This window comes from Delftia sp. WSY_16 (assembly GCF_043104415.1).
GTDB lineage: Bacteria > Pseudomonadota > Gammaproteobacteria > Burkholderiales > Burkholderiaceae_C > Comamonas > Comamonas tsuruhatensis.
On the sequence record NZ_JBICKS010000040.1, the window covers coordinates 226230 to 247718 of the forward strand.

The window sequence follows — 21489 nt, forward strand, 5'->3', positions numbered from 1 at the left end:
TTCGCAGGCATACTCGCCCGATGGCCCATACCTTCTTCTGGCACGACTACGAGACCTTCGGCGCCCAGCCGCGCTATGACCGGCCCGCGCAATTCGCGGGCATCCGCACGGATGCGGAACTCAATGAAATCGGCGAGCCCGTCATGTGGTATTGCCAGCCGGCAGGCGACTACCTGCCCGATCCGCAGTCCTGCCTGATCACCGGCATCACGCCCCAGCAATGCCTGGAGCAGGGCATGCCCGAGGCCCAGTTCGCCGCCCGCATCGAGGCGGAACTGGCCCAGGCCGGCACCGTGGGCGTGGGCTACAACACCATCCGTTTTGACGACGAGATCACGCGCTTCATGTTCTGGCGCAACCTCATCGACCCCTATGCGCGCGAATGGCAAAACGGCTGCGGGCGCTGGGACCTGCTCGACGTGGTGCGCATGGTCTATGCGCTGCGCCCCGAAGGCATTGTCTGGCCGAAAAAGGAGGATGGATCTCCAAGCTTCAAGCTCGAGGACCTGGCCCGCGCCAACGGCCTGCTGCACGAGAAGGCGCACGATGCCCTGTCCGACGTGCGTGCCACCATCGGGCTGGCCCGGCTGATCCGCAAGGTCCAGCCCAGATTGTTCGACTTCGCCTTCTCGCTGCACAAGAAGGACCGTGTGCTGCAGGAAATGGGCCTGCCGGCCGAGCCGACGCATGCCAGGCCCTTCCTGCACGTCAGCGGCATGATCCGGCCCGAGCGCGGCTGCATCGCCGTCATGTGGCCGCTGGCCACGCACCCCACCAACAAGAACGAGATCATCTGCTGGGATCTGGCGCAGGACCCGTCCGAGCTGGCCTCCATCGACGTGGACACGCTGCGCCTGCGCCTGTTCTCGCGCGCGGCCGACCTGCCCGAAGGCATGCAGCGCCTGCCCATCAAGAGCATCCACGTCAACAAGTCGCCCATGGTGGTCGGCAGCCTCAAGACGCTGAGCCCGGCCATGGCCGCGCAATGGGGCATCGATGTGGAGCAGTGCATGGGCCATGCGGCCATTGCACGGGACCTGCCCGACATGAGCGCGCTGTGGCGTGCCGTTCACCAGCGCCCTGCGCAGGAAGGGCTGGATGCCGACCAGGACCTGTACGGCGGTTTCGTGGGCAATGAGGACCGGCGCCGCCTGAACCACCTGCGCAGCCTGTCCGCGCAGGAGCTGGTGCTGGACCGCACGGGCTTCGACGATGCACGCCTGACCGAGCTGCTGTTCCGCTACCGCGCCCGCAACTTCCCCGCCAGCCTGAACCCGGCCGAGCGCCAGCGCTGGCTGCAGCACTGCGCGGCCTGCCTGATCGAAGGCAAGGGCGGCGCTCGCACGGCCGAGCAGATGTTTGCCATGGTCGATCAGCTATCGGAAACTGCCGACGAGCGCGGCGAGGAGATCCTGGGGGCGCTGTATGACTATGCCGAGGCGATCATGCCGGAACTTTAGTTCCCCCTGAGCCGCTGCGCGGCTTCTCCCGAGAGGTGCGACACTCTCGCGGCGGGGCGAGGCGGGGCGGGTGGCGTAGGCCCTTGCTCGGCGTTCCTCGCCTTGGGCCGCGTCGGCTTCAGGCGCAGCGCCCATTTGTGCCTTCAGCCAAAGAACTTGTAGCAGACCACGATGGCCGCCACCACGCCGGCCAGTTCGGCGATGAGGGCGCAGGGCACGGCGTGACGGGCGCGCTGTATGCCTACGGCGCCGAAGTAGACGGCCAGGACGTAGAAAGTGGTTTCGGTGCTGCCCTGGATGGTGGCGGCCACCAGGGCGGCGAAGCTGTCCACGCCCTGGGTCTGCATGGTCTCGATCAGCATGGCGCGCGCCGCGCTGCCCGAGAAGGGTTTGACCAGGGCCGTGGGCAGGGCGTCCACGAAGCGGGCGTCCATGCCCATGGCATCGACCACCCAGCGTATGCCCGACAGCGCATACTCCAGCGCGCCCGATGCGCGGAACACGCCCACGGCGCAGAGCATGGCCACCAGATAGGGCAGCAGGCCCTTGGCCACGTCAAAGCCTTCCTTGGCGCCCTCGATGAAGCTGTCGTAGACCGCGACCTTGCGCCAGGCGCCCAGGGTGACGAACAGCACGATCAGGGCAAACAGCGTCAGGTTGCCCAGCAGCGATGACAGCTGCGCCAGCGCGGCCGCCGACAGCGTGGCCAGAAAGGCCATGAAGCTCGCCAGCGCCAGGCCCAGCGGCAGCAGGTAGCCCAGCACCACGGGGCTCCACAGCGGCAGCCTCTGCACGACGGCCACGGCCAGCAGGCCGACCAGGGTCGAGGCCGAGGTTGCCAGCAAGATCGGTAGAAAGACCAGGGTGGGATCGGGCGCACCCTGCTGCATGCGGTACATGAAGATGGTCACGGGCAGCAAGGTCAGCGACGACGCATTGAGCACCAGGAACAGGATCTGCGCATTGGTGGCGGTGTCGGGCCGGGGATTGAGCTCCTGCAGCGAGCGCATGGCCTTCAGGCCCATGGGCGTGGCCGCGTTGTCCAGTCCCAGCCCGTTGGCCGCGAAGTTCAGCGTGATCAGGCCCAGGGCCGGATGGCCGCGCGGCACCTCGGGCATGAGCCTGGCGAACAACGGGCCCAGCACGCGCGCCAGCCACTCCACCACGCCGGCCTTCTCTGCGATGCGCAGAAAGCCCAGCCACAGCGTCAGCGTGCCGAACAGCAGCACCATGACCTCGACCGACAGCCTGGCCATGGCAAACAGCGCCTGCACCATGGCCGAGAAAATCCCGGCCTGGCCGCCGACCAGCCATTGCGCCAGCGCAGCCACGGCCGCCACCAGAAAAAAGCCCAGCCACAAGGCATTCAGCATGGATTCCCGTCCCTCACGAGGCAATTGCAAGCCGCCATTGTGGGGCCAGCCGCAGGGCTTACGGGCCAGGGCGGCAGGGCATTGACAGGGCTCCGTTATCCTCGCGGCCCCGTGGTCCGAGGACCGCACCATTGCTGCAAAGGATTCCATGCCCCAGGTGATAGGACAGGTGAGCGTCGCCGTGCGCGACTATGACGAGGCGCTGCGCTTTTATGTGGGCGCGCTGGGCTTCGTGCTGATCGAGGACACCGCCCTGTCCGAGGGCAAGCGCTGGGTTACCGTGGCCCCCGGTGGCGGCGGTGTGCGCCTGCTGCTGGCTCGTGCCACGAATGAGGAACAGGCCGCGCGCGTGGGTAACCAGACCGGCGGGCGCGTGTTCCTGTTCCTGCAGACCGACGACTGCCTGCGCGACTTCGAAGCCTACCGCTCGCGCGGCGTGCGCTTTGTGCAGGATCCCCAGCGCAAGCCCCACGGCACCGTGGCCGTGTTCGAAGACCTCTACGGCAATCTGTGGGATCTCATCGAGTTGCATCCGGCGCGCTGAGGGCCGAAGGCGCGCTGCTTCAGCGGCTGGCCACGATGAACAGCCTGGGGAAGGGCAGCAGCACCGTGCCATCGTCCAGCGCGGGGTAGGCCTGGGAGATGGCCTGCAGATACGCTGCGTAGAAGCCGGCCTTTTGCTCCTCGTCCAGCGGCGCGACGAAGGGACGCAGCGCCGAACCCTTGAACCACTCAACCACCGCGGCATGGCCGCCCGCCAGCGGGTGGAAGTAGGTGGTGCGCCAGACATCGACGTTGCTGCAGTGCGGGCGAAGCAGTGCGTAGTAGAAGTCCGCGCTGTGACGTGCGGGGTGGCGCACATCGCCAATCGTGGCAGCCCATGGGCCGCTGGCGGCCACTTCGCGCGCCAGCCGGTGGGCCGGTTCTTCCAGGTTGTCCGGCGTCTGCACGGCCAGGCTGCCACCGGGGGCCAGGTGGCTGACAAGGCGCGGGTAAAGCTGCTGGTGGTCGGGCAGCCACTGCAGCGAGGCATTGGCCAGGATCACGTCCTGCGGCTGGTCGGGCTGCCAGGTGGCGATGTCGGCCAGGCAGAAGGCCGTGCCCGGCAGCCGCTTGCGTGCGGCATCCAGCATGTCCTCGGAATTGTCCAGTCCCGTCATGGTGGCCCCGGGGAAGCGCTGGGCCAGGACCTCGGTGGAGTTGCCGGGGCCGCAGCCCAGGTCCACGGCCAGCCGCACGGCGCGGCCAGGCAGATCGGGAATGGCGGCCACCAGGTCGCGCACGGGGCGGGTGCGTTCCTGCTCGAACGTTGTGTACTGCTTTGCGGACCAGGTCATCGTGTTGCCTTTCAGGTAGGTGTGCTTGTGGGGCGCGAGCGTAAATCCGTCCATTCATGATTGCAAATGCCACAATCGAAGCCTTCCCATACCTTGAAAGTATTGATGTGCCCGAGCTTCGCCAACTGCGCGCCTTTGTCGCCATCGCCGAGGAAGGCCACATCACCCGCGCGGCCGAGCGCCTGGGCATGCAGCAGCCGCCGCTGACGCGATTGCTGCAGGGCCTTGAGCACGAATTGGGCGTGGAGTTGGTGCAGCGCCTGCCGCGCGGCGTGCGGCCCACGGCGGCGGGGCTGGCGCTGCTGGAAGAGGCCAGGGCGCTGCTGGCCCGCTCCGATGGGCTGGCCGAAGTGGTGGGCCGTGCCGCCCGCGGCGATACGGGCCGGCTGGCCGTGGGTTTCACCAGCTCTGCCGCACTGCATCCCTTCGTGCCCGGCGTGCTGCGCATGTTCCGCCAGCAGGTGCCCGGCGTCGCGGTGGCGCTGGAGGAGGCGGGCACGGGCGAGCTCATGGATGCATTGCTGCAAGAGCGGCTGGACGCGGCCTTTGTGCGCTCGCCCCTGCATGGCAGCCAGGGGCTGCAGGCCGTGCCGATTCTGGAGGAGCCCATGCTGCTGGCCCTGCCGGCAGGGCATGCGCTGGCACGCCCATTGCGCCGGCCCGTGCCTTTGCCGCAGCTCGCCTCGGAGGATTTCGTGCTGTACCGGCGCAGGGTGGGGCAGGGCCTGTACGACGCCATTCTCAAGGCCTGCCTGGAGGCGGGTTTCAGCCCGCGCGTGGTGCAGGAGGCGCCGCGCATGACGGCGACGCTGAGCCTGGTCTCGGCAGGGCTGGGGCTGTCCATCGTGCCGGCCTCCATGCAGCGCCTGCGCAGCGACGGCATTGCCTACCGCACGCTGTCGCAATGCCCGGGGCTGGCCGCTCCGCTGCATCTGGCCACGCGCGTGGGCGATGCGTCTGCGGTGCTGCGCAGGTTCCAGGACCTGGTTGCCACGGCGGCCGTGGCGGAGTCCTGAAGGTGCGGACTATGGTGACCTGGTTGCTGCGCGTGCGGCAGCGCGAGGACCGCCGCGCTGCCTGACCACGGTGCGCGCGCATTCCACCAGCTTGTGGATCAGCGGCAGGCGTGCCGAAGAGCGCAGCCACATCACACCGAAGCGCCGCGACTGCGATTCCTCGGGCAGGGCCAGCCGCACCACGCCCTGGCCATCGGGCAGGTTCAGGGCTGTGTCGGGCACCAGGGAGACGCCCAGGCCCCTGTCCACCATCATGGCAATCGCCACCAGCGAGCTCAGTTCAAAGCGCTCCTGGGGAGCGATCTGCGCGGCGCGCAGGTAGCGCTCCACCATCTGGCCGCCGCCCAGGCTGCGGTCATAGCGGATCAGCGGCTGGGTGCGCAGCAGCGTGTGCGGGTCCAGGTGCGCCAGCTGGCGCGGCACCAGCAGCACCAGCGGCTCCTCGCGCAGCAGTGTCCAGTCGAAGGTCTTGGCCAGGGCGAACGAGGGGTGCAGGCAGACCGCCGCATCCAGCTCGCCCTGCCGCACGGCCTCGTACAGCTCGCGCGTGGTGGCCGACCGCAGGAACACCTTGGCGTCAGGGCACTTCTTCACGAAGCCGGCCAGGATGTCGGGCAGCAGGCTGTGCAGCGCCGTGTTGATGGTGCCTATGACCAGTTCCCCGGCCGTGCCTTCCTGGCTGACATGGGTCTTAGCATTGGCCAGTTCGCGCAGCAACTGCGGCGCGGATTGGGCCAGGCGGTGGCCGGCCGGGGTGGGCAGCACGGTGCGGCCTGCGCGGGCCAGCAGGGGGGCGTCGAACTCGCGCTCCAGGATGCGGATCTGCTGGGCCACGGCGGCGGCCGTGATGTCCAGGCGCCGCGCGGCCTCGGCCATGGAGCCGGTCTCCACCACAAGCAGGAAGCTGTGCAGGTAGCTGGTTTCCATAAACAAAGAATTTGTGTGGTTTGAACAAATATTACCTGTGTTTCTCTTGGCTTTCTGCCGCCCACAATGCGGGCCATGAGAAGCAAACTGTTTGTTCCCGCATCGCGTCCCGAGCTGTTCGCCAAGGCACTGGCCGGCGAGGCCGACGCGCTGTCCTTCGACCTGGAGGACGCGGTGGCCGAAGCCCGCAAGGACGAGGCGCGCGGCCTGCTGCGCAGCTTCCTGCTCAGCCCTGAAAGCCGGGGCCACGGCAAGACGCTGATCGTGCGCGTCAACGCCATGGACACGCCGCATTTCGGAGCCGACATCGCCGAGATGGTGCGCGACGGCGTGCACCTCATCAACCTGCCCAAGCCCGAGACCGTGCAGCAGGTGTGTGAGGCCGCACAGCGCATTGCCGATGCGGCAGATGCCAACGGCGTGCCCCAGGCGCCTGGCCTGCTGCTCAACATCGAAACACCCCGCGCCCTGCGCTGCGCTGCCGAACTGGCCGGCGCCCACGCCAGCGTGGCCGGCCTGCAGATGGGGCTGGGCGACCTGTTCGAGCCCTTTGGCGTGAACCGGCGCGAGCCCGCCGCCATTGCCCAGGTACTGCTTGCCGTGCGCATGGCCGCTGCCGAGGCAGGCATCTATGCCTATGACGGCGCCTTTGCCGACATCCGCGACAGCGACGGCTTCAGCGCCGAGGCGCGGCTGTCGCGCGGCCTGGGCTTTCTGGGCAAGACGTGCATACACCCCAGCCAGGTTGCGCTGGCCAATGCGGTCTACCAGCCGACCGAGCAGGAGATTTCCCACTCGCTGAAGGTGGTCCAGGCGGCCCGCGAGGCTGACGCCAATGCGCTGGGCGCCTATGTGGTGGACGGAAAGATGGTGGACAAGCCCTTTGTGCTGCGTGCCCAGGCCATCGTGGCTGCGGCGCATGCACAGGGGCTGCTGGTGGCCTGAATAGGGTTCTGGCATTCCGGTGTACCGGCGTCCTGCATGCCGGGCACCACAACGACAAGAAACAGGACAGGAGACAAAGACATGAGCATTTCGCATTGCCGCACGCGGCGCAGGCTGGTGGCGCTGGCGGCCACCACAACGGTGGCCACGCTGGCCGGGCTGGCTTCGCCGGGATTGATGGCGCAGGGCGCATTCCCGTCCAAGGCCATCACCATGGTGGTTCCCTATCCGCCGGGTGGCTCCAACGACGTGTTCGCACGCCAGGTGGCCAAGGAAATGGGCGATCTGCTCAAGCAGACCGTGATCGTGGACAACCGGCCCGGCGCCAGCGGCAACACCGGCACGGCCTCGGTGGCCAAGGCGACGGCAGACGGCTACACGCTGGTGGCGGTCTCGTCCAGCATGACCACGAATGCTGCGGTACAGGCCAAGATGCCCTTCGATCCCGTCAAGGACCTGGCGCCCGTGGCCATGTTTGCCAAGGGCCCGCTGGTGGTGGCCGTGAACAACGAATTCCCGGCCAGGACGCCGCAGGATCTGGTGCGCGCCATCAAGGCCAGCCCGGGCCAGTTCAACTACGCCACCTCGGGCACCGGCAGCATCAACCACTTCGCGACCGAGATGATGCGCTCCATGGTGCCGGGCATGGACATCATGCATGTGCCCTACAAGGGCCAGGGCCCGGCCGTGACCGACGTGATCGGCAACCAGGTGCAGATGCTGGTCTCCAGCGGCCCGTCCATCCTGCCCATGGTGCGCAACGGCAAGCTGCGCGCCATCGGCATCACCAGCCTCAAGCCCAGCCCCATTGCGCCGGACCTGACGCCCATGGCAACAGCCATCCCGGGCTACGAGTTCGATCTGTGGTGGGGGCTGCTGGCGCCTGCGGGCACGCCCGCCGACATCGTGGACCGCCTCAACCAGGCCGTGAACCAGGTGCTGGCCAAGCCGACCATCCAGGCCAGCTTCCTGCGCGAAGGCGCCATTGCCAACCCCGTGACGCCGCAGCAGTTCGCACAGGTGATCCGCAGCGACGTGGCGCGCTGGAAGCAGCTCGCCAAGGACCGCAATATCCAGGCCGATTGAACCCGGCCTTTGGCGGGAGGTGCCCCAGGCCTTCCCGCTTCCCTATCAGGAGAAACGAATGAGTTTTGTGCCCGGTGAACGCCAGGGGCCGAAAGGCCCGCTCAGCGGCGTGCGCGTGCTGGACCTGAGCGCCTATATCGCGGGGCCTTATGGCTGCTCGCTGCTGGCGGACCAGGGCGCCGAGGTGATCAAGGTCGAGCCGCCCGTGGGCGACAACCTGCGCAAGTACCCGTCCACGCTGGAGGCTGAAAGCCGCGCCTTCCTGGGCGTGAACCGCAGCAAGTGGGGCATGGTGCTGGACCTGAAGGACGAGGCCGACCACGCCGTGCTGCTGCGCCTGGTGCGCGAGGCCGATGTGCTGGTCCACAACTTCCGGCCCGGCGTGCCCGAGCGGCTGGGCATCGGTTTTGCGCAACTGGCCGCCATCAACCCACGCCTCGTCTATTGCAGCGTCACCGGCTACGGCAGCCGGGGTCCGCTCAAGGCCAAGGCGGGCTACGACCAGGTGCTGCAGACCATGACCGGCATGTGCGCCATGCAGGGCAAGGCAGGCGGGCCGCCCGAGATTCTCTACGGCTCCGTGGTGGACTACTACGCCTCGGCCCTGGTGGCGGGCGGCGTGTCGTCGGCGCTGTACGAGCGCGAGAAAAGCGGGCTGGGCCAGCATGTGGGCGTGTCGCTGCTGCGCGCGGCACTGACCATGCAGTCCGCACGCATGGTCTGGGCCGAGGGCGAGCCGCGCGAGGTGGGGCGCGACATGCGCTCCGGCGGCATCACGGGCATCCACCCGACGCGCGAAGGTTATCTCTACATCTCGGCCAATACCGCGCATTTCTGGGAGGCGCTGTGCCGCAAGCTGGGGCTGCCCGAGCTGGCCGGTGACGAGCGCTACGACTCCGTGCGCAAGCGCGCCCAGCACCGCGACGTGCTGGTGCCCCTGCTGCGCCAGGCATTGGCAGGGCGCAGCGCGCTGGAATGGGAGGCCTTGTTCGGTGAGGAAGTGCCCTGCGCGGCGGCCCGCACGGTGGAAGACATGTTCGACGACCCGCAGGTGCAGGCCGAGGGCATGGTCACCCGTTTCGAGCACCCGACCCTGGGCAGCTACCGGGGCTTTGCCGGCGCCGTGGAGTTCGACCGCACGCCCGGCCCGCCGGCCTTTGCCGCGCCCACGCTGGGCCAGCATACCGAGGCCCTGAAGGCCGCCGCGCAAGAGAGCCGCTGATGCAGGCACTGCCCGCAGGCGCCTGCGACGCCCATCTGCACGTCTTCGATCCGCGTTTTGATACGCGTTTTTGGGCCGAGGCTCCGCAGGCCATGCGCGCCCATGCCACGGCTGCCGACTATGCGCAGCTGCGCGGCGCCATGGGGCTTGAGCGGGCCGTCATCGTCCAGCCGCGTGCGCATGGCACGGACAACCGGGCCACGCTGCACGCCATCCAGTCGCTGGGCGCAGCAAGCACGCGCGGCATTGCCGTGGTGCACCCCGATATCACCGACGCACAGTTGCGGGCGCTGCATGACGGCGGCATTCGCGGCATCCGCTTTTCGCTGCACACCGAGCACGATGCAGCCGTGCGGCTGGACATGCTGGAGCCGTTGGCCGAGCGCATTGCCGCGCTGGGCTGGCATGTGCAGCTGCACTGGCTGGCCAGCCAGATCGAGGCCCATGCGGCGCTGCTGCAGCGGCTGCCATGCACCCTGGTGTTCGACCACATGGCGCGGCTCGCTGACAGTGCTGACGGCGCTGGCGTGCACGAGCCCGCCTTCGGCGTGGTCCGTGGGCTGGTGCAGCAGGGCAGGGCATGGGTCAAGCTCTCGGGCCCGTATCTGAACAGCCGGGCGGGCCTGGCCGCAGGCTATGCCGACTGCGACGCGCTGGCGCAGGCCTGGGTGGCCGAGGCCCCGCAGCGCCTGGTCTGGGGCAGCGACTGGCCCCATGTCACCGAAGCTGCCCATCCGCCGCAGACCCCGATGCTGCTGGCCTTGTTGTCACGCTGGATTTCCGATGCGGCGCTGCGCGCCCGCGTGCTGGTGGACAACGCCGCCGAGCTGTACGGATTCGATTGAGGGCGCGGGGCACGCAAGCCTCGCAGCCCAGGTTTTCACCATGGAGCAACAGGAGACAGAAACGTGAAGAAGATCAAGACATTGCGGCCCGCCATGACGGTGCTGGCCTTGGGGCTGGGCCTGGGACTGGGACTTTTCCAGGGCACGCTGCATGCGGCCGACTATCCGGCCGCGCAGGCCATCACGGTCGTCGTGCCGTTCTCGGCCGGCGGCGGTGCGGACAATGCGGCGCGCATCATCGCCAAGGCGCTGGGCGAGGTCTCGGGTCAGACCGTGGTGGTGGACAACAAGGCCGGCGCCAGCGGCGCCATTGGTGCAGCCCTCGTGGCGCGTGCCAAGGCCGATGGCTATACGGTGCTGTATGACGCATCGTCCTTCGCCATCAACCCCGCGTTGCGCAAGCTGCCCTATGACCCGGCCAAGGACTTCATTGCCGTGTCCCAGGCCATCAGCGTGCCCAACATTCTCGTGGCCGCGCCATCCTCGCCCTACAACAGCCTGGCCGACTTCATGAATGCCGCGCGGCAAAAGCCCGGCAGGCTCACCTATGCCTCCTACGGCCCGGGCAGCCTGGCCCAGATGGCGACGGAACTGCTCAAGGCAGACGCCAAGTTCGATGCCGTCCACGTTCCCTACAAGGGCGGGGCGCCCGCCATCGTCGATGTCATGGGCGGCCAGGTCGATGTGTACTTTGCCAACGCGGCCTCCAGCATCAACTATGTCAAGGGCGGCAAGCTCAAGGCGCTGGCCGTGTCCTCGGCCAAGCGCATGCCGGACCTGCCCGACGTGCCCACGGTGGCGGAAAGCGGCATCAAGGGCTTCGAGGTGACGGAGTGGAACGGCTTCTTCCTGCCCGCAGGCACCGCGCCCGAGACCGTGCAGAAGCTGCAGGACCTGGTGCAAAAGGCCCTGGCCCTGCCGGCCACGCGCGCCAGCCTGGAGAAACTGGGCCTGACGCCCGTGGGCAGCTCCTCCGCAGCCTTCACGGGCTTCGTGGCCGCCGAGCGCAAGCGCTGGGATGCCGTGGTCAAGGCCAACGGCATCACCGTGCAGTGAGCCGCCGCGCGTGACGGGACTCAGGGCGTGGCGGTGACGCGCAGCAACTGCCCGCCCTGGGCGTCCGTCAGCAGGTAAAGCCAGCCGTCCGGTCCCTGGCGCACATCGCGCACGCGCTGGCCCAGGCGCGGCAGCACCTGCTCGCTGGCCGTCACCTTCCCGGACCTGATCGTCAGGCGCTCCAGCCGCTGGAACTTGAGCGAGCCCACGACCAGCGATCCCTTCCATTGCGCCCCATACCGGTCACTGGTCACAAAGGCCATGCCTGAGGGGGCGATCGACGGCACCCAGTAGTGCAGCGGCTGCTCCATGCCCTCCTTGCGCGTGATGCCGGCGCCGATCTTGCCGCCGCCATAGTTCTCGCCGTAGGTGATCACGGGCCAGCCGTAGTTCTTGCCGGGCTCGGGCCGGTTGACCTCGTCGCCGCCCTGCGGGCCGTGCTCATGCATCCACAGGCTGCCATCGGGCGCCAGCGCCGCGCCCTGGGCGTTGCGGTGGCCGTAGCTCCAGATCTCGGGCCAGGCATCCGCGCGGCCAACAAAGGGGTTGTCCCTGGGCACGCTGCCGTCCTTGGCAATGCGCACGATCTTGCCCAGGTGGCTTTGCAGGTTCTGGGCCTCTTCCTTGTAGCGCGAGCGCTCGCCCAGCGCCAGGAACAGCGTGCCATCGCTCTTGCCCTCCACCCTGCGCTCCACGATGCGGCAGCCGAAATGCAATGCGCTCGCGTACCTGGGGCGCTGCGAGAACAGCACTTTCACCTGCTCCAGCCGGCTGGCATCGTCGGACAGCCGGGCGCTGGCCAGCGCCGTGCTGTTCTTGCCGCTGTCGGCGCCGCTGCCGGGCTCGGAGTAGCAGAAGTACAGCTGGCGGTTGCGCGCGAAGTCGCTGTCCAGCACCACGTCCAGCAGGCCGCCCTGGCCTGCGGCCTCCACGGCCGGAAGGCCCGCCAGGGGAGCGCCCAGCCTTCCGTCGCCCTGCACGATGCGCATGCGGCCCGGCCGCTCGGTCACCAGGTAGCGCCCATCCGGCAGGAAAGCCATGGCCCAGGGGTGCTCCAGGCCTTCGGCGACGATTTCTGTGGAGAGGTTGGGGCTGGCGGCCCACAGTGCGCCGGACAGGCCCAGGGTGCTGATGGCGAGGGCGGCGGATAGGGATGGCGGCATGCCGATGCTCCTGTGATGAGGGGACAAGACGGGAAGCCGGATGCACCGCCGTTGACGTCGGCGGCGGTGCAGCGCAGGCAGGGGGCTTCGCACAAGCCAGCATCATGCACGACGCCACCAGAGCCTGCGGCGACCTGTCAACCACTGTGCAAAAAGCCCGCGCAGCCACTTGCGCGGGTGTATAAACAGCGCTCTTTCGGCGCCGGGCCGGGTCCCTGCGGGGGCGGGCGGCGGCGCCTCCTACCCACCAGAGAATCCGCAAGGGAAAAGCAGCCATGGGCGCGCAATGGAAAGCAAAGGGCAAGGCGCTGGTCGCCGACGCCAAGGGAAAGCTGTTTGGCAAGCTTGTCAAGGAAATCATCGTCGCGGCGCGCGCCGGCGCCGATCCGGCAGGCAACTCGCGCCTGCGCATGGCGGTGGAAGCCGCACGCAAGGCCTCCATGCCCAAGGACACGCTCGAGCGTGCCATCAAGAAGGGCTCGGGCGTGGGTGCCGATGCCGTCAACTACGAGCGCGTGGTCTATGAAGGCTACGGCCCCAACCGCGTGCCGGTGATGATCGAGTGCCTGACCGACAACGTGAACCGCACGGCGCCCAACATGCGCGTGTGTTTCCGCAAGGGCCAGATGACGGCCGTGGCCTGGGACTTCGACCATGTGGGCATGATCGAAGGCGAGCCCGAAGGCGGCGCCGATGCCGAACTGGCCGCCATCGAGGCCGGTGCACAGGATTTCGAGCCCGGCGAGGAAGAGGGCACGACGCTGTTCATCACCGACCCCACCGACCTCGATACCGTGAGCAAGGCGCTGCCGGCCCAGGGCTTCAAGGTGCTGTCGGCCAAGCTGGGCTACAAGGCCAAGACGCCGGTCAGCATGGCCAGCCTGTCGGCTGAGCAGCAGGAGGAAGTGCAGGACTTCCTGGCCGGCATCGAGAACGACGATGACGTGCAGAACGTCTACGCGGGCCTGGTGGATTGATGACGCTGTCCCCGCTGCCAAGCAAAAAAGCCGCACATCGTGCGGCTTTTTTGTGGGTGCAGGCGCCCAGCGCCCGGCGGCTCACTTGGTGCCGAAGATTCGGTCGCCCGCGTCGCCCAGGCCCGGCAGGATGTAGCCGTGGGCGTCCAGCTGGCGGTCCACGGCGGCCGTGTAGATGTCCACGTCGGGATGGGCCTTCTGCATGGTGGCCACGCCTTCGGGCGCGGCCAGCAGGCACATGAACTTGATGGACTTCGGGTTCAGCTGCTTCAGGCGCGCCACGGCGGCGGCGGCCGAGTTGCCTGTGGCCAGCATGGGATCGACGACCAGCACGTCGCGCTCTTCCATCTCGGAGGGCATCTTGAAGTAGTACTCGACGGGCTGCAGCGTCTCGGGGTCGCGGTACAGGCCGATGTGGCCGATGCGCGCGCCGGGCACGACGTTGAGCATGCCGTCGAGGAAACCGTTGCCGGCGCGCAGGATGGACACCAGCACCAGCTTCTTGCCGTCGATGACCTTGCCGGTCATGGTCTCCAGCGGGGTCTCGATCTCGATGTCCTGCAGCGGCATGTCACGCGTGATCTCGTAGGCCATCAGCGTGGACAGCTCGCCCAGCATGCGGCGGAAGCTGTTGGTGCTGGCTTCCTTGCGGCGCATCAGCGTGAGCTTGTGTTGGACCAGCGGGTGGTCGATCAGGTGCAGAGTACTCATGGTTTTCTTCTGGAAAAAAGGGCGCCGGTATTTTGGGGCCGGCGCCAGGGGTCGGTTCAGTCGTGCAGAAAGCGCGCGTAGCGCGCCAGGTCCACATTGCCGCCGCTGATGAGAATGCCCACGCGTGCGCCCGACAGCGCAACCCCGCCATGCAGGGCGCCCGCCAGCGAGAGCGCACCCGTGGGTTCGACCACGATTTTCTTGCGTTCCGCGTAAAAGCGCATGGCCTGCACCAGATGCTCGTCCGCCACGGCCAGGATATCTTCGACATGCTCGCGGATGATGGCGAATGTGATATCGCCGATGGACTGGGTCTGCGCGCCGTCGGCAATGGTGTGGGGCGTGGGGATCTGCACGATCCGGCCTGCGCGCAGCGACTGGCGGGCATCGTCGCCGGCCTGGGGCTCGACGCCGTAGACCTTGCAGCGCGGGGCGAGCTGTCCGGCTGCCAGCAGGCTGCCCGACAGCAGGCCGCCGCCGCCCAGGCAGACGAACAGGTAGTCCAGATCGGGCACCTCCTCGAACAATTCCTTGGCCGCCGTGCCCTGGCCGGCAATCACGTCGCGGTGGTTGAACGGCGGGATCAGCGTCATGCCGCGCTCGTCGGCCAGGCGCCGGGAGATGGCTTCGCGGTCCTCGGTGAAGCGGTCATAGGTCACGACCTGGGCGCCGTAGGAACGCGTGGCCGCCATCTTGGAGGCGGGCGCATCCTCGGGCATGACGATGAGCGCGGGCATGTCCAGCATCTGCGCGGCCAGGGCCACGGCCTGCGCATGGTTGCCCGAAGAGAAGGCCAGGGCGCCGCGCTTGCGCTGCTCGGGGGTGAACTGCGACAGCGCGTTGTAGGCGCCGCGTATCTTGAAGGCACCCGTGCGCTGCAGGTTCTCGCACTTGAAGAACAGCTGGGCGCCCAGCAGCTCGTCGGCGGTGCGGCTGCGCAGTATGGGGGTGCGGTGGGCCACGCCCTCCAGCCGGCCGGCTGCGGCGGCAACGTCGTCATAGGTGGGCAGCGAGGGAGGGCTGTTCGTCGTCATGGCGTGCGGTTCCGCAAAGTGGATGGAGGCGGTTTCGATCATAGCCGCATGCGCAGGCTTTCAGCGCCCTGAAATGCGCCAGCCGTTGCATGGCAACGGCTGGGTGCTATGGTGTTTGATGCGGCGCAGTGCCGGTGCGCCAGCGCTTCAGCGCTTCTTGTTGCCCAGGATGCCGCCGAGCACGCCGCGCAGGATTTCCTTGCCCAGCGAATTGCCCATGGTGCGCATGGTGGACTTGGCCATGGTCTGAACCAGGCCGTCGTGCTTGCCTCCGCGCGGGCCTGTGGTGCCGAACAGAAGGTCCTTGAGCCCGTCCATCATGGCGCCGCCGCCTTCGCTGGCGGCGGGTGCGGCTCCGGCAGGGCCTGCCGGCGAGGCCCCGTCGCCGGATGCTGCCGTGCGTCCGCGCAGCACTTCGTAGGCCGATTCGCGGTCCACCGCCTTTTCATAGACACCTGCCACCAGCGATTGCGCCAGCAAGACCTTGCGCTGCTCCTCGCTGATCGGACCGATCTGGCTGCCCGGTGGAATGACATAGGCGCGTTCGGTGATGCCGGGGCGGCCCTTTTCATCGAGGAAGCTCACCAGGGCCTCGCCCACGGCCAGCTCCGTGATGGCGGCCTCGATGTCCAGCCCCGGCTTGGGCCGCATCGTGGTGGCCGTGGCCTTGACGGCCTTCTGGTCGCGCGGCGTGAATGCGCGCAGCGCATGCTGCACGCGATTGCCCAGCTGGGCCAGCACGGTGTCGGGCACGTCCATCGGGTTTTGCGTGACGAAATACACGCCCACGCCCTTGGAGCGCACCAGGCGCACCACCAGCTCGATGCGTTCGAGCAGCACCTTGGGCGCATCGTTGAACAGCAGGTGGGCCTCGTCGAAGAAGAAGACCAGCTTGGGCTTGTCGGGGTCGCCGATCTCGGGCAGGCGCTCGAACAGCTCGGACAGCATCCACAGCAGGAAGGTGGAGTACAGGCGCGGCGAATTCATCAGCTTCTCGGCCGCCAGGATGTTGACCACGCCCTTGCCGCCCGCATCGGTCTGCATCAGGTCGTTGATGTCGAGCATGGGCTCGCCAAAGAATTTGTCGCCGCCCTGCGACTCGATGGCCACCAGCCCGCGCTGTATGGCCCCCACGCTGGCGGCACTGATGTTGCCGTACTCGGTGGTGAACTGCTTGGCGTTGTCGCCCACGTGCTGGAGCATGGACCGCAGGTCCTTGAGGTCCAGCAGCAGCAGTCCGTTGTCGTCGGCAATCTTGAAGACCAGGTTGAGCACGCCCATCTGCGTGTCGTTCAGGGCCAGCATGCGCCCGATCAGCAGCGGCCCCATGTCCGAAACCGTGGCGCGCACCGGATGGCCCAGCTCGCCGAACACGTCCCACAGCGTGGTGGGGCAGGCCAGGGGCTGAGGAATCTCGATGCCGCGCTCCTGCAGCGAAGCCGCCATCTTGGCGCCGGTGCTGCCGCTTTGGCTGATGCCCGACAGGTCGCCCTTGATGTCGGCCATGAACACCGGCACGCCGATTTCGGAGAAGCCTTCCGCCATTTTCTGCAGCGTCACGGTCTTGCCGGTGCCCGTGGCGCCGGTGATCAGGCCATGTCGATTGGCCAGTGCGGGCAGCAGCAGGCATTCTGTGGCAGAGTGGCGGGCGATCAGAAGTGGAGCGGCCATTTCGGGTTTCCTCGGGGGAGCATGCGGTCAAAAGTAAAATCCCAGCCGCAAGGTTAAATCAATATCAAAGGACAGCCTGTGGCAGGACACAGTAAATGGGCCAATATCCAGCACCGCAAAGGCCGCCAGGACGAAAAGCGCGGCAAGGTCTGGACTCGCATCATCCGTGAAATCATGGTGGCGGCACGCACGGGAGGGGGCGATCTCAGCGCCAACCCGCGCCTGCGCCTGGCGGTGGAAAAGGCCAAGGCGGCCAACATGCCGGCCGACAACATCAAGCGCAACATCGACAAGGCCACGGGCAATCTCGAAGGCGTGACCTACGAGGAAATCCGCTACGAAGGCTACGGCATTGGCGGCGCGGCCATCATCGTGGACACCATGACCGACAATCGCGTGCGCACTGTGGCGGATGTGCGTCATGCCTTCAGCAAGTACGGTGGCAACATGGGCACGGAGGGTTCCGTGTCCTTCCAGTTCAAGCATGTCGGACAACTGATCTTCGCTCCCGGAAGCGACGAGGACCAGATCATGGAAGTGGCGCTGGAGGCCGGTGCCGAGGACGTGATCACCGATGATGAGGGGGCCATCGAGGTGCTGACCGCACCCGCCGAGTTCGAAACCGTGCGCGACGCGCTGCAGGCCAAGGGCCTGACGCCGGAGGTGGCTGAAGTCACCATGCGCCCGGAAAACACCATCGTCCTGCAAGGTGATGACGCAGCCCGCATGCAAAAGCTGCTGGACATGATCGAAGACCTGGATGACGTACAGGACGTCTACCACAACGCTGAACTATGAAAATTCTTGTGATTGGTGGCGGAGGCCGCGAGCACGCCCTGGCGTGGAAACTGGCTGAATCGCCGAAATCGACCAAGGTCTATGTGGCCCCCGGCAACGGTGGCACGGGCCTGGCCGGCGGCAAGGTGGAGAACCTCAACATCACCGACCCGCAGGCGCTGCGCGAGTGGGCGCAGGCCGAGAAGGTCGCGCTGACCGTCGTCGGCCCCGAGGCGCCTTTGGCGGCCGGCGTGGTCGATGAGTTCCGTGCCCATGGCCTGCGCATCTTCGGCCCCTCCAAGGCGGCCGCCCAGCTGGAAAGCTCCAAGGCGTTTTCCAAGGACTTCATGGCGCGCCACGGCATCCCCACGGCGCTCTACGAGACTTTCACCGACCCGGTTGCTGCCCACGCCTATGTGGATCGCCTGGGTGCGCCTATCGTGGTCAAGGCCGATGGCCTGGCCGCAGGCAAGGGCGTGGTCGTTGCGACAACGCTGCAGGAAGCCCACGACGCCGTGGACTTCATGCTCGTGGACAACAAGTACGGCGTGGCCCACAACGACGGCGGTGCCCGCGTGGTGATCGAGGAATTCCTCGCCGGCGAGGAAGCCAGCTTCATCGTGCTGTGCGACGGCAAGAACGTCCTGGCCCTAGCGACCAGCCAGGACCACAAGCGCCTGAAGGACGGCGACCAGGGCCCGAACACGGGCGGCATGGGCGCCTACTCGCCCGCGCCCGTGGTCACGGCCGACGTGCATGCCCGCGCCATGCGCGAGATCATCCTGCCGACCATCCGCGGCATGGAAAAGGACGGCATTCCCTACACCGGCTTCCTGTATGCGGGCCTGATGATCGATGCATCCGGCCATCCCAAGACGCTGGAGTTCAACTGCCGCATGGGCGACCCCGAGACCCAGCCCATCATGATGCGCCTCAAGAGCGATCTGGTGGACGTCATGCTGGCGGCCACCGATGCCAAGCTCGACCAGGTCGAGCTGCAATGGGACCGCCGCACGGCGCTGGGCGTGGTCATGGCCGCAGCAGGCTACCCCGAGGACCCGCGCAAGGGCGATGCCATCAGCGGGCTGCCGCAGGACGCCGCCGATGCCATGGTCTTCCATGCCGGCACCCAGCTCAAGGACGGTGTGCCCGTCACCAGCGGTGGCCGCGTACTGTGCGTCACCGTGCTGGCCGACAGCGTCAAGCAGGCCCAGCAAAAGGTCTATGACGTGGCGCGTGGCATCCATTTCGATGGTGCCCAGTACCGCCGCGACATCGGCTTCCGTGCCGTGAAGAACTGAGTCCATGGCAGAGCAATCGACCGGGCAGGCGCTGCCCGTGGCCCAGGTGCGCGAGTACCTGACGGGCCTGCAGGCCCGCATCACGCAGGCGCTGGAACAGGTGGAAGGCGAGGGCGGTGCACGCTTTCTGTCCGACGCCTGGAGCAAGGGCCCCGGCGAGCGCCTGCAGGGCGATGGCATCACCCGCATCATGGAAGGCGGCCGCGTGTTCGAGCGCGCGGGCTGTGGCTTCTCGCATGTGCGCGGGCCGCAGCTGCCGCCCTCGGCCACGCAGCACCGGCCTGAGCTGGCCGGTGCGCCGTTCGAGGCCATGGGCGTGTCCCTGGTCTTCCATCCGCGCAATCCTTTTGTGCCTACGGTGCACATGAATGTGCGAATGATTGCAGCCGGCTCAGGTGCGGCCGGCTCAGGTGCGGCAGGGCAGCCGGGCAACCAACCCACCTGCTGGTTCGGCGGCGGCATGGACCTGACGCCGGTCTACGGCTTCGAGGAAGATGCACAGCACTTTCACCGCGTCTGCCGCGATGCGCTGGCGCCTTTTGGCGACACGCTCTACCCGCGCTTCAAGACCTGGTGCGACGAGTACTTCCGCCTAAAGCACCGCAACGAGCAGCGCGGCATCGGCGGCATCTTCTTCGACGACTTCTCGGAACTGGGCCAGGCGCGCAGTTTCGACATGCTGCGCTCGGTGGGCGATGCCTTTCTGGAGTCCTACCTTCCCATCGTCGAGCGCCGCCAGGCCATGGACTACGGGCAGCAGCAGGTCGATTTCCAGCGCTACCGCCGCGGCCGCTATGTGGAGTTCAACCTTGTCTGGGACCGGGGCACGCACTTCGGCCTGCAGTCCGGCGGGCGTACGGAGTCCATCTTGCTGTCCATGCCACCGCATGCGAGCTGGAGCTACCAGCGCGAGGACGCGCCCGGCACCCCCGAGCGCGCTTTGCTGGAGCAATTCCTGGTGCCCCGCGACTGGCTTTGAGCCCGAGAGCCGCCCCCCCGAGCGGCGTGGCGAAATCCGCGCGTGCAAGGGAATAGGCGGCAAAACTATAATTTCAATAGCTTGAGGCGCAGCGTTGGCTGCGTTCTCCACTTTCTTCGGCGCGAAATCTTCCGGCGATCTGTGGGCGAACTCCATGCATTTTGGAGCGCCGCTACAGCCCAGCCCTCTACGGGCCGCACGGCGCTCGCGCTATATTGATCCCATTCCTATTCCATTGATCACCGCCTGATGACCACTTCCACCAAATCGGATTCCGCAGCCAAGCGCGACGTGACCAAGCTGCAACGCGCCATTGTTGACGGCCTCGAAAACGTCAAGGCCCAAGACATCCAGGTCTTCAATACCGAAAAGCTCTCGCCGCTGTTCGAGCGCGTGATCGTGGCTGCGGGCACCTCCAATCGCCAGACCAAGGCGCTGGCCTCCAGCGTGCGCGACGCCGTCAAGCAGGCCGGTTTCCCCGTGCCGCGCCAGGAAGGCGAAGAAAACGGCGAGTGGATCATCGTGGACTGCGGCCAGGCCGTGGTCCATGTCATGCAGCCGGCCATCCGCCAGTACTACCGCCTGGAAGAGATTTGGGGCGAGACGCCTGTGCGCCTGAAGCTGGGCGCTCCCAAGCCCACGCGCTCGGCTGCCACCGACAAGGCGGAAGAAAAGGCCAAGAAGGCTGCAACCAAGAAGGCGGCGGCAACCGCTGCCAAGCCTGCAGCCAAGAAGGCCGCTTCTGGCGCAGCCTCCGCCGCCGCCAAGAAGCCCGCTGCCAAGAAGGCGGCCCCTGCCAAGGCCGCTGCACCCCGTTCCGCAGCGGCAAAGCCGGCCGCCGCAAAGTCGGCTGCTGTGAAGTCGGCCGCAGCCAAGTCGCCGGCCGGCAAGACGGCGGCGCCCAAGGCCATCAAGACTGTGGTGGTCAACCGCGCCCCCGCCAAGGCCAAGGCCAAGGCCGGCGCCGCTGCCAAGCCTGCCGCCAAGCCGGCAGCCAAGCGCGCTCCCCGCGCCAAGGCCTGAGCGGTTCAGGGCTGACGCTGCATGAAGCTGTTGATCGTGGCCGTGGGCCAGCATGTGCCCGACTGGGCGCAGACAGCCTACGACGACTACGCCAAGCGTTTTCCTCCGGAACTCAAGGTGGAGCTCAAGGCCGTCAAGACGGAGCCACGCGGCTCCAAGACGGTCGAGACCCTGTACGCGGCCGAGCGCAAGCGCATCGAGGCCGCCATTCCGCGCGGCACGCGCATCGTGGTGCTCGATGAGCGCGGCACCAATCTGACCACCAAGGCCCTGGCCCAGCGCCTGCAGGGCTGGCAGCTGGAGGGCGATGACGTGGCCCTCATCATCGGAGGCCCGGACGGTCTGGACCCCGCCTTCAGGCAGGCCGCACACGAGCGCATCCGCCTGTCGGACCTGACCCTGCCGCATGCCATGGTGCGGGTGCTCCTTATCGAGCAGCTGTACCGTGCCTGGTCGGTCAACGCCGGCCATCCCTACCACCGGGAATAGCGGCAGCGGCGGTGTCATGCGGATTGGAAGATCTCGTGATACTATGATTTTGATAGCCTTCGGCGCTTTGATACAAAGGGCTGAAGGCATTTCTCAT

The 21489-nt window shown here is 67.4% G+C and carries 21 protein-coding genes; 14 read left to right on the top strand and 7 right to left on the bottom strand.

The annotated features are described in order from the left end of the window. Positions 1-20: 20 nt before the first annotated feature. Positions 21-1460, top strand: coding sequence for an exodeoxyribonuclease I (gene sbcB / locus ACF8O7_RS20725; RefSeq protein ID WP_126312736.1), 1440 nt, complete (start codon positions 21-23; stop codon positions 1458-1460). 143 nt (positions 1461-1603) lie between these two features. On the opposite strand, the gene ACF8O7_RS20730 is transcribed toward sbcB, so the two are convergent. Next, positions 1604-2833, bottom strand: a complete 1230-nt coding sequence (locus ACF8O7_RS20730; RefSeq protein WP_047327730.1) for a nucleoside recognition domain-containing protein — start codon at positions 2831-2833, stop codon at positions 1604-1606. 148 nt (positions 2834-2981) lie between these two features. Here ACF8O7_RS20730 and ACF8O7_RS20735 point away from each other — a divergent pair, with 148 nt between their 5' ends. After that, complete coding sequence (locus ACF8O7_RS20735; protein WP_016454836.1) at positions 2982-3377, top strand: VOC family protein; 396 nt, start codon at positions 2982-2984, stop codon at positions 3375-3377. 19 nt (positions 3378-3396) lie between these two features. Here the strand turns inward: ACF8O7_RS20735 and tam are convergent, their stop codons facing one another. Next, positions 3397-4170, bottom strand: a complete 774-nt coding sequence (gene tam, locus ACF8O7_RS20740) for a trans-aconitate 2-methyltransferase (RefSeq protein WP_193616005.1) — start codon at positions 4168-4170, stop codon at positions 3397-3399. A 107-nt stretch (positions 4171-4277) separates the two neighbouring features. Here tam and ACF8O7_RS20745 point away from each other — a divergent pair, with 107 nt between their 5' ends. Continuing rightward, positions 4278-5186: a LysR family transcriptional regulator gene (locus ACF8O7_RS20745; RefSeq protein ID WP_193616004.1), complete on the top strand. Its 909-nt coding sequence runs from the start codon at positions 4278-4280 to the stop codon at positions 5184-5186. Between the two features lie 9 nt (positions 5187-5195). Here the strand turns inward: ACF8O7_RS20745 and ACF8O7_RS20750 are convergent, their stop codons facing one another. Beyond that, complete coding sequence (locus ACF8O7_RS20750) at positions 5196-6113, bottom strand: LysR family transcriptional regulator (protein WP_016446874.1); 918 nt, start codon at positions 6111-6113, stop codon at positions 5196-5198. A gap of 75 nt (positions 6114-6188) precedes the next feature. On the opposite strand from ACF8O7_RS20750, the gene ACF8O7_RS20755 reads away from it, so the two are divergent. From ACF8O7_RS20755 to ACF8O7_RS20775, 5 genes are all read left to right on the top strand, one after another. After that, on the top strand, positions 6189-7058 hold the full coding sequence (locus tag ACF8O7_RS20755; RefSeq protein ID WP_126312734.1) for a CoA ester lyase: 870 nt from the start codon (positions 6189-6191) through the stop codon (positions 7056-7058). A gap of 81 nt (positions 7059-7139) precedes the next feature. After that, on the top strand, positions 7140-8144 hold the full coding sequence (locus ACF8O7_RS20760; RefSeq protein WP_126312733.1) for a tripartite tricarboxylate transporter substrate binding protein: 1005 nt from the start codon (positions 7140-7142) through the stop codon (positions 8142-8144). A 58-nt stretch (positions 8145-8202) separates the two neighbouring features. Continuing rightward, positions 8203-9366, top strand: coding sequence for a CoA transferase (locus tag ACF8O7_RS20765; RefSeq protein ID WP_126312732.1), 1164 nt, complete (start codon positions 8203-8205; stop codon positions 9364-9366). Then, positions 9366-10211 carry an amidohydrolase family protein gene (locus tag ACF8O7_RS20770; RefSeq protein ID WP_392444127.1) on the top strand — a complete coding sequence of 282 codons (846 nt, stop codon included), beginning with the start codon at positions 9366-9368 and terminating at the stop codon, positions 10209-10211. The genes ACF8O7_RS20765 and ACF8O7_RS20770 overlap by 1 nt, the downstream gene beginning before the upstream one ends. A gap of 63 nt (positions 10212-10274) precedes the next feature. Then, complete coding sequence (locus ACF8O7_RS20775; protein ID WP_016446879.1) at positions 10275-11267, top strand: tripartite tricarboxylate transporter substrate binding protein; 993 nt, start codon at positions 10275-10277, stop codon at positions 11265-11267. A 20-nt stretch (positions 11268-11287) separates the two neighbouring features. On the opposite strand, the gene ACF8O7_RS20780 is transcribed toward ACF8O7_RS20775, so the two are convergent. Then, on the bottom strand, positions 11288-12430 hold the full coding sequence (locus ACF8O7_RS20780; RefSeq protein WP_392444129.1) for a PQQ-dependent sugar dehydrogenase: 1143 nt from the start codon (positions 12428-12430) through the stop codon (positions 11288-11290). A gap of 275 nt (positions 12431-12705) precedes the next feature. On the opposite strand from ACF8O7_RS20780, the gene ACF8O7_RS20785 reads away from it, so the two are divergent. Continuing rightward, positions 12706-13407, top strand: a complete 702-nt coding sequence (locus tag ACF8O7_RS20785; RefSeq protein WP_016446881.1) for a YebC/PmpR family DNA-binding transcriptional regulator — start codon at positions 12706-12708, stop codon at positions 13405-13407. Between the two features lie 81 nt (positions 13408-13488). Here the strand turns inward: ACF8O7_RS20785 and upp are convergent, their stop codons facing one another. The 3 genes from upp to ACF8O7_RS20800 all read right to left on the bottom strand — a co-directional run bounded on the left by upp (position 13489) and on the right by ACF8O7_RS20800 (position 16823). Continuing rightward, the gene (upp, locus tag ACF8O7_RS20790; protein ID WP_012205354.1) at positions 13489-14118 is read right to left on the bottom strand and encodes a uracil phosphoribosyltransferase; all 630 of its coding nucleotides are present in this window, start codon (positions 14116-14118) and stop codon (positions 13489-13491) included. Positions 14119-14174: 56 nt separating this feature from the next. Beyond that, positions 14175-15152, bottom strand: a complete 978-nt coding sequence (locus ACF8O7_RS20795) for a threo-3-hydroxy-L-aspartate ammonia-lyase (protein WP_034347889.1) — start codon at positions 15150-15152, stop codon at positions 14175-14177. A 147-nt stretch (positions 15153-15299) separates the two neighbouring features. Then, positions 15300-16823: a helicase HerA-like domain-containing protein gene (locus ACF8O7_RS20800; protein ID WP_016446883.1), complete on the bottom strand. Its 1524-nt coding sequence runs from the start codon at positions 16821-16823 to the stop codon at positions 15300-15302. Positions 16824-16901: 78 nt separating this feature from the next. On the opposite strand from ACF8O7_RS20800, the gene ACF8O7_RS20805 reads away from it, so the two are divergent. The 5 genes from ACF8O7_RS20805 to rlmH all read left to right on the top strand — a co-directional run bounded on the left by ACF8O7_RS20805 (position 16902) and on the right by rlmH (position 21392). After that, positions 16902-17621 (top strand): YebC/PmpR family DNA-binding transcriptional regulator, encoded by a 720-nt coding sequence (locus ACF8O7_RS20805; RefSeq protein WP_392444131.1) that lies wholly within the window; start codon positions 16902-16904, stop codon positions 17619-17621. Continuing rightward, positions 17618-18901, top strand: a complete 1284-nt coding sequence (gene purD / locus ACF8O7_RS20810; protein ID WP_012205358.1) for a phosphoribosylamine--glycine ligase — start codon at positions 17618-17620, stop codon at positions 18899-18901. Before ACF8O7_RS20805 ends, purD begins: the two co-directional genes overlap by 4 nt. 4 nt (positions 18902-18905) lie before the next feature. Further along, on the top strand, positions 18906-19880 hold the full coding sequence (hemF, locus tag ACF8O7_RS20815) for an oxygen-dependent coproporphyrinogen oxidase (protein WP_046239340.1): 975 nt from the start codon (positions 18906-18908) through the stop codon (positions 19878-19880). 249 nt (positions 19881-20129) lie between these two features. After that, entirely contained in the window at positions 20130-20903 is a 774-nt protein-coding gene (rsfS, locus tag ACF8O7_RS20820; RefSeq protein ID WP_392444133.1) for a ribosome silencing factor, read from the top strand. Positions 20904-20924: 21 nt separating this feature from the next. Beyond that, positions 20925-21392 (top strand): 23S rRNA (pseudouridine(1915)-N(3))-methyltransferase RlmH, encoded by a 468-nt coding sequence (gene rlmH / locus ACF8O7_RS20825; RefSeq protein WP_012205361.1) that lies wholly within the window; start codon positions 20925-20927, stop codon positions 21390-21392. Positions 21393-21489: the final 97 nt, after the last annotated feature.

What these genes read in the sequence shown, in the direction of transcription:
- rsfS (WP_392444133.1), top strand. Translation starts at nt 20,130, where the DNA reads ATGACCACTTCCACCAAATCGGATTCCGCAGCCAAGCGCGACGTGACC.
- rlmH (WP_012205361.1), top strand. Translation starts at nt 20,925, where the DNA reads ATGAAGCTGTTGATCGTGGCCGTGGGCCAGCATGTGCCCGACTGGGCG.
- ACF8O7_RS20765 (WP_126312732.1), top strand. Translation starts at nt 8,203, where the DNA reads ATGAGTTTTGTGCCCGGTGAACGCCAGGGGCCGAAAGGCCCGCTCAGC.
- ACF8O7_RS20780 (WP_392444129.1), bottom strand. Translation starts at nt 12,430, where the DNA reads ATGCCGCCATCCCTATCCGCCGCCCTCGCCATCAGCACCCTGGGCCTG.
- purD (WP_012205358.1), top strand. Translation starts at nt 17,618, where the DNA reads ATGAAAATTCTTGTGATTGGTGGCGGAGGCCGCGAGCACGCCCTGGCG.
- ACF8O7_RS20760 (WP_126312733.1), top strand. Translation starts at nt 7,140, where the DNA reads ATGAGCATTTCGCATTGCCGCACGCGGCGCAGGCTGGTGGCGCTGGCG.
- ACF8O7_RS20800 (WP_016446883.1), bottom strand. Translation starts at nt 16,823, where the DNA reads ATGGCCGCTCCACTTCTGATCGCCCGCCACTCTGCCACAGAATGCCTG.
- ACF8O7_RS20770 (WP_392444127.1), top strand. Translation starts at nt 9,366, where the DNA reads ATGCAGGCACTGCCCGCAGGCGCCTGCGACGCCCATCTGCACGTCTTC.
- ACF8O7_RS20785 (WP_016446881.1), top strand. Translation starts at nt 12,706, where the DNA reads ATGGGCGCGCAATGGAAAGCAAAGGGCAAGGCGCTGGTCGCCGACGCC.
- ACF8O7_RS20750 (WP_016446874.1), bottom strand. Translation starts at nt 6,113, where the DNA reads ATGGAAACCAGCTACCTGCACAGCTTCCTGCTTGTGGTGGAGACCGGC.
- sbcB (WP_126312736.1), top strand. Translation starts at nt 21, where the DNA reads ATGGCCCATACCTTCTTCTGGCACGACTACGAGACCTTCGGCGCCCAG.
- tam (WP_193616005.1), bottom strand. Translation starts at nt 4,170, where the DNA reads ATGACCTGGTCCGCAAAGCAGTACACAACGTTCGAGCAGGAACGCACC.
- upp (WP_012205354.1), bottom strand. Translation starts at nt 14,118, where the DNA reads ATGAGTACTCTGCACCTGATCGACCACCCGCTGGTCCAACACAAGCTC.
- ACF8O7_RS20735 (WP_016454836.1), top strand. Translation starts at nt 2,982, where the DNA reads ATGCCCCAGGTGATAGGACAGGTGAGCGTCGCCGTGCGCGACTATGAC.
- hemF (WP_046239340.1), top strand. Translation starts at nt 18,906, where the DNA reads ATGGCAGAGCAATCGACCGGGCAGGCGCTGCCCGTGGCCCAGGTGCGC.
- ACF8O7_RS20755 (WP_126312734.1), top strand. Translation starts at nt 6,189, where the DNA reads ATGAGAAGCAAACTGTTTGTTCCCGCATCGCGTCCCGAGCTGTTCGCC.
- ACF8O7_RS20730 (WP_047327730.1), bottom strand. Translation starts at nt 2,833, where the DNA reads ATGCTGAATGCCTTGTGGCTGGGCTTTTTTCTGGTGGCGGCCGTGGCT.
- ACF8O7_RS20795 (WP_034347889.1), bottom strand. Translation starts at nt 15,152, where the DNA reads ATGACGACGAACAGCCCTCCCTCGCTGCCCACCTATGACGACGTTGCC.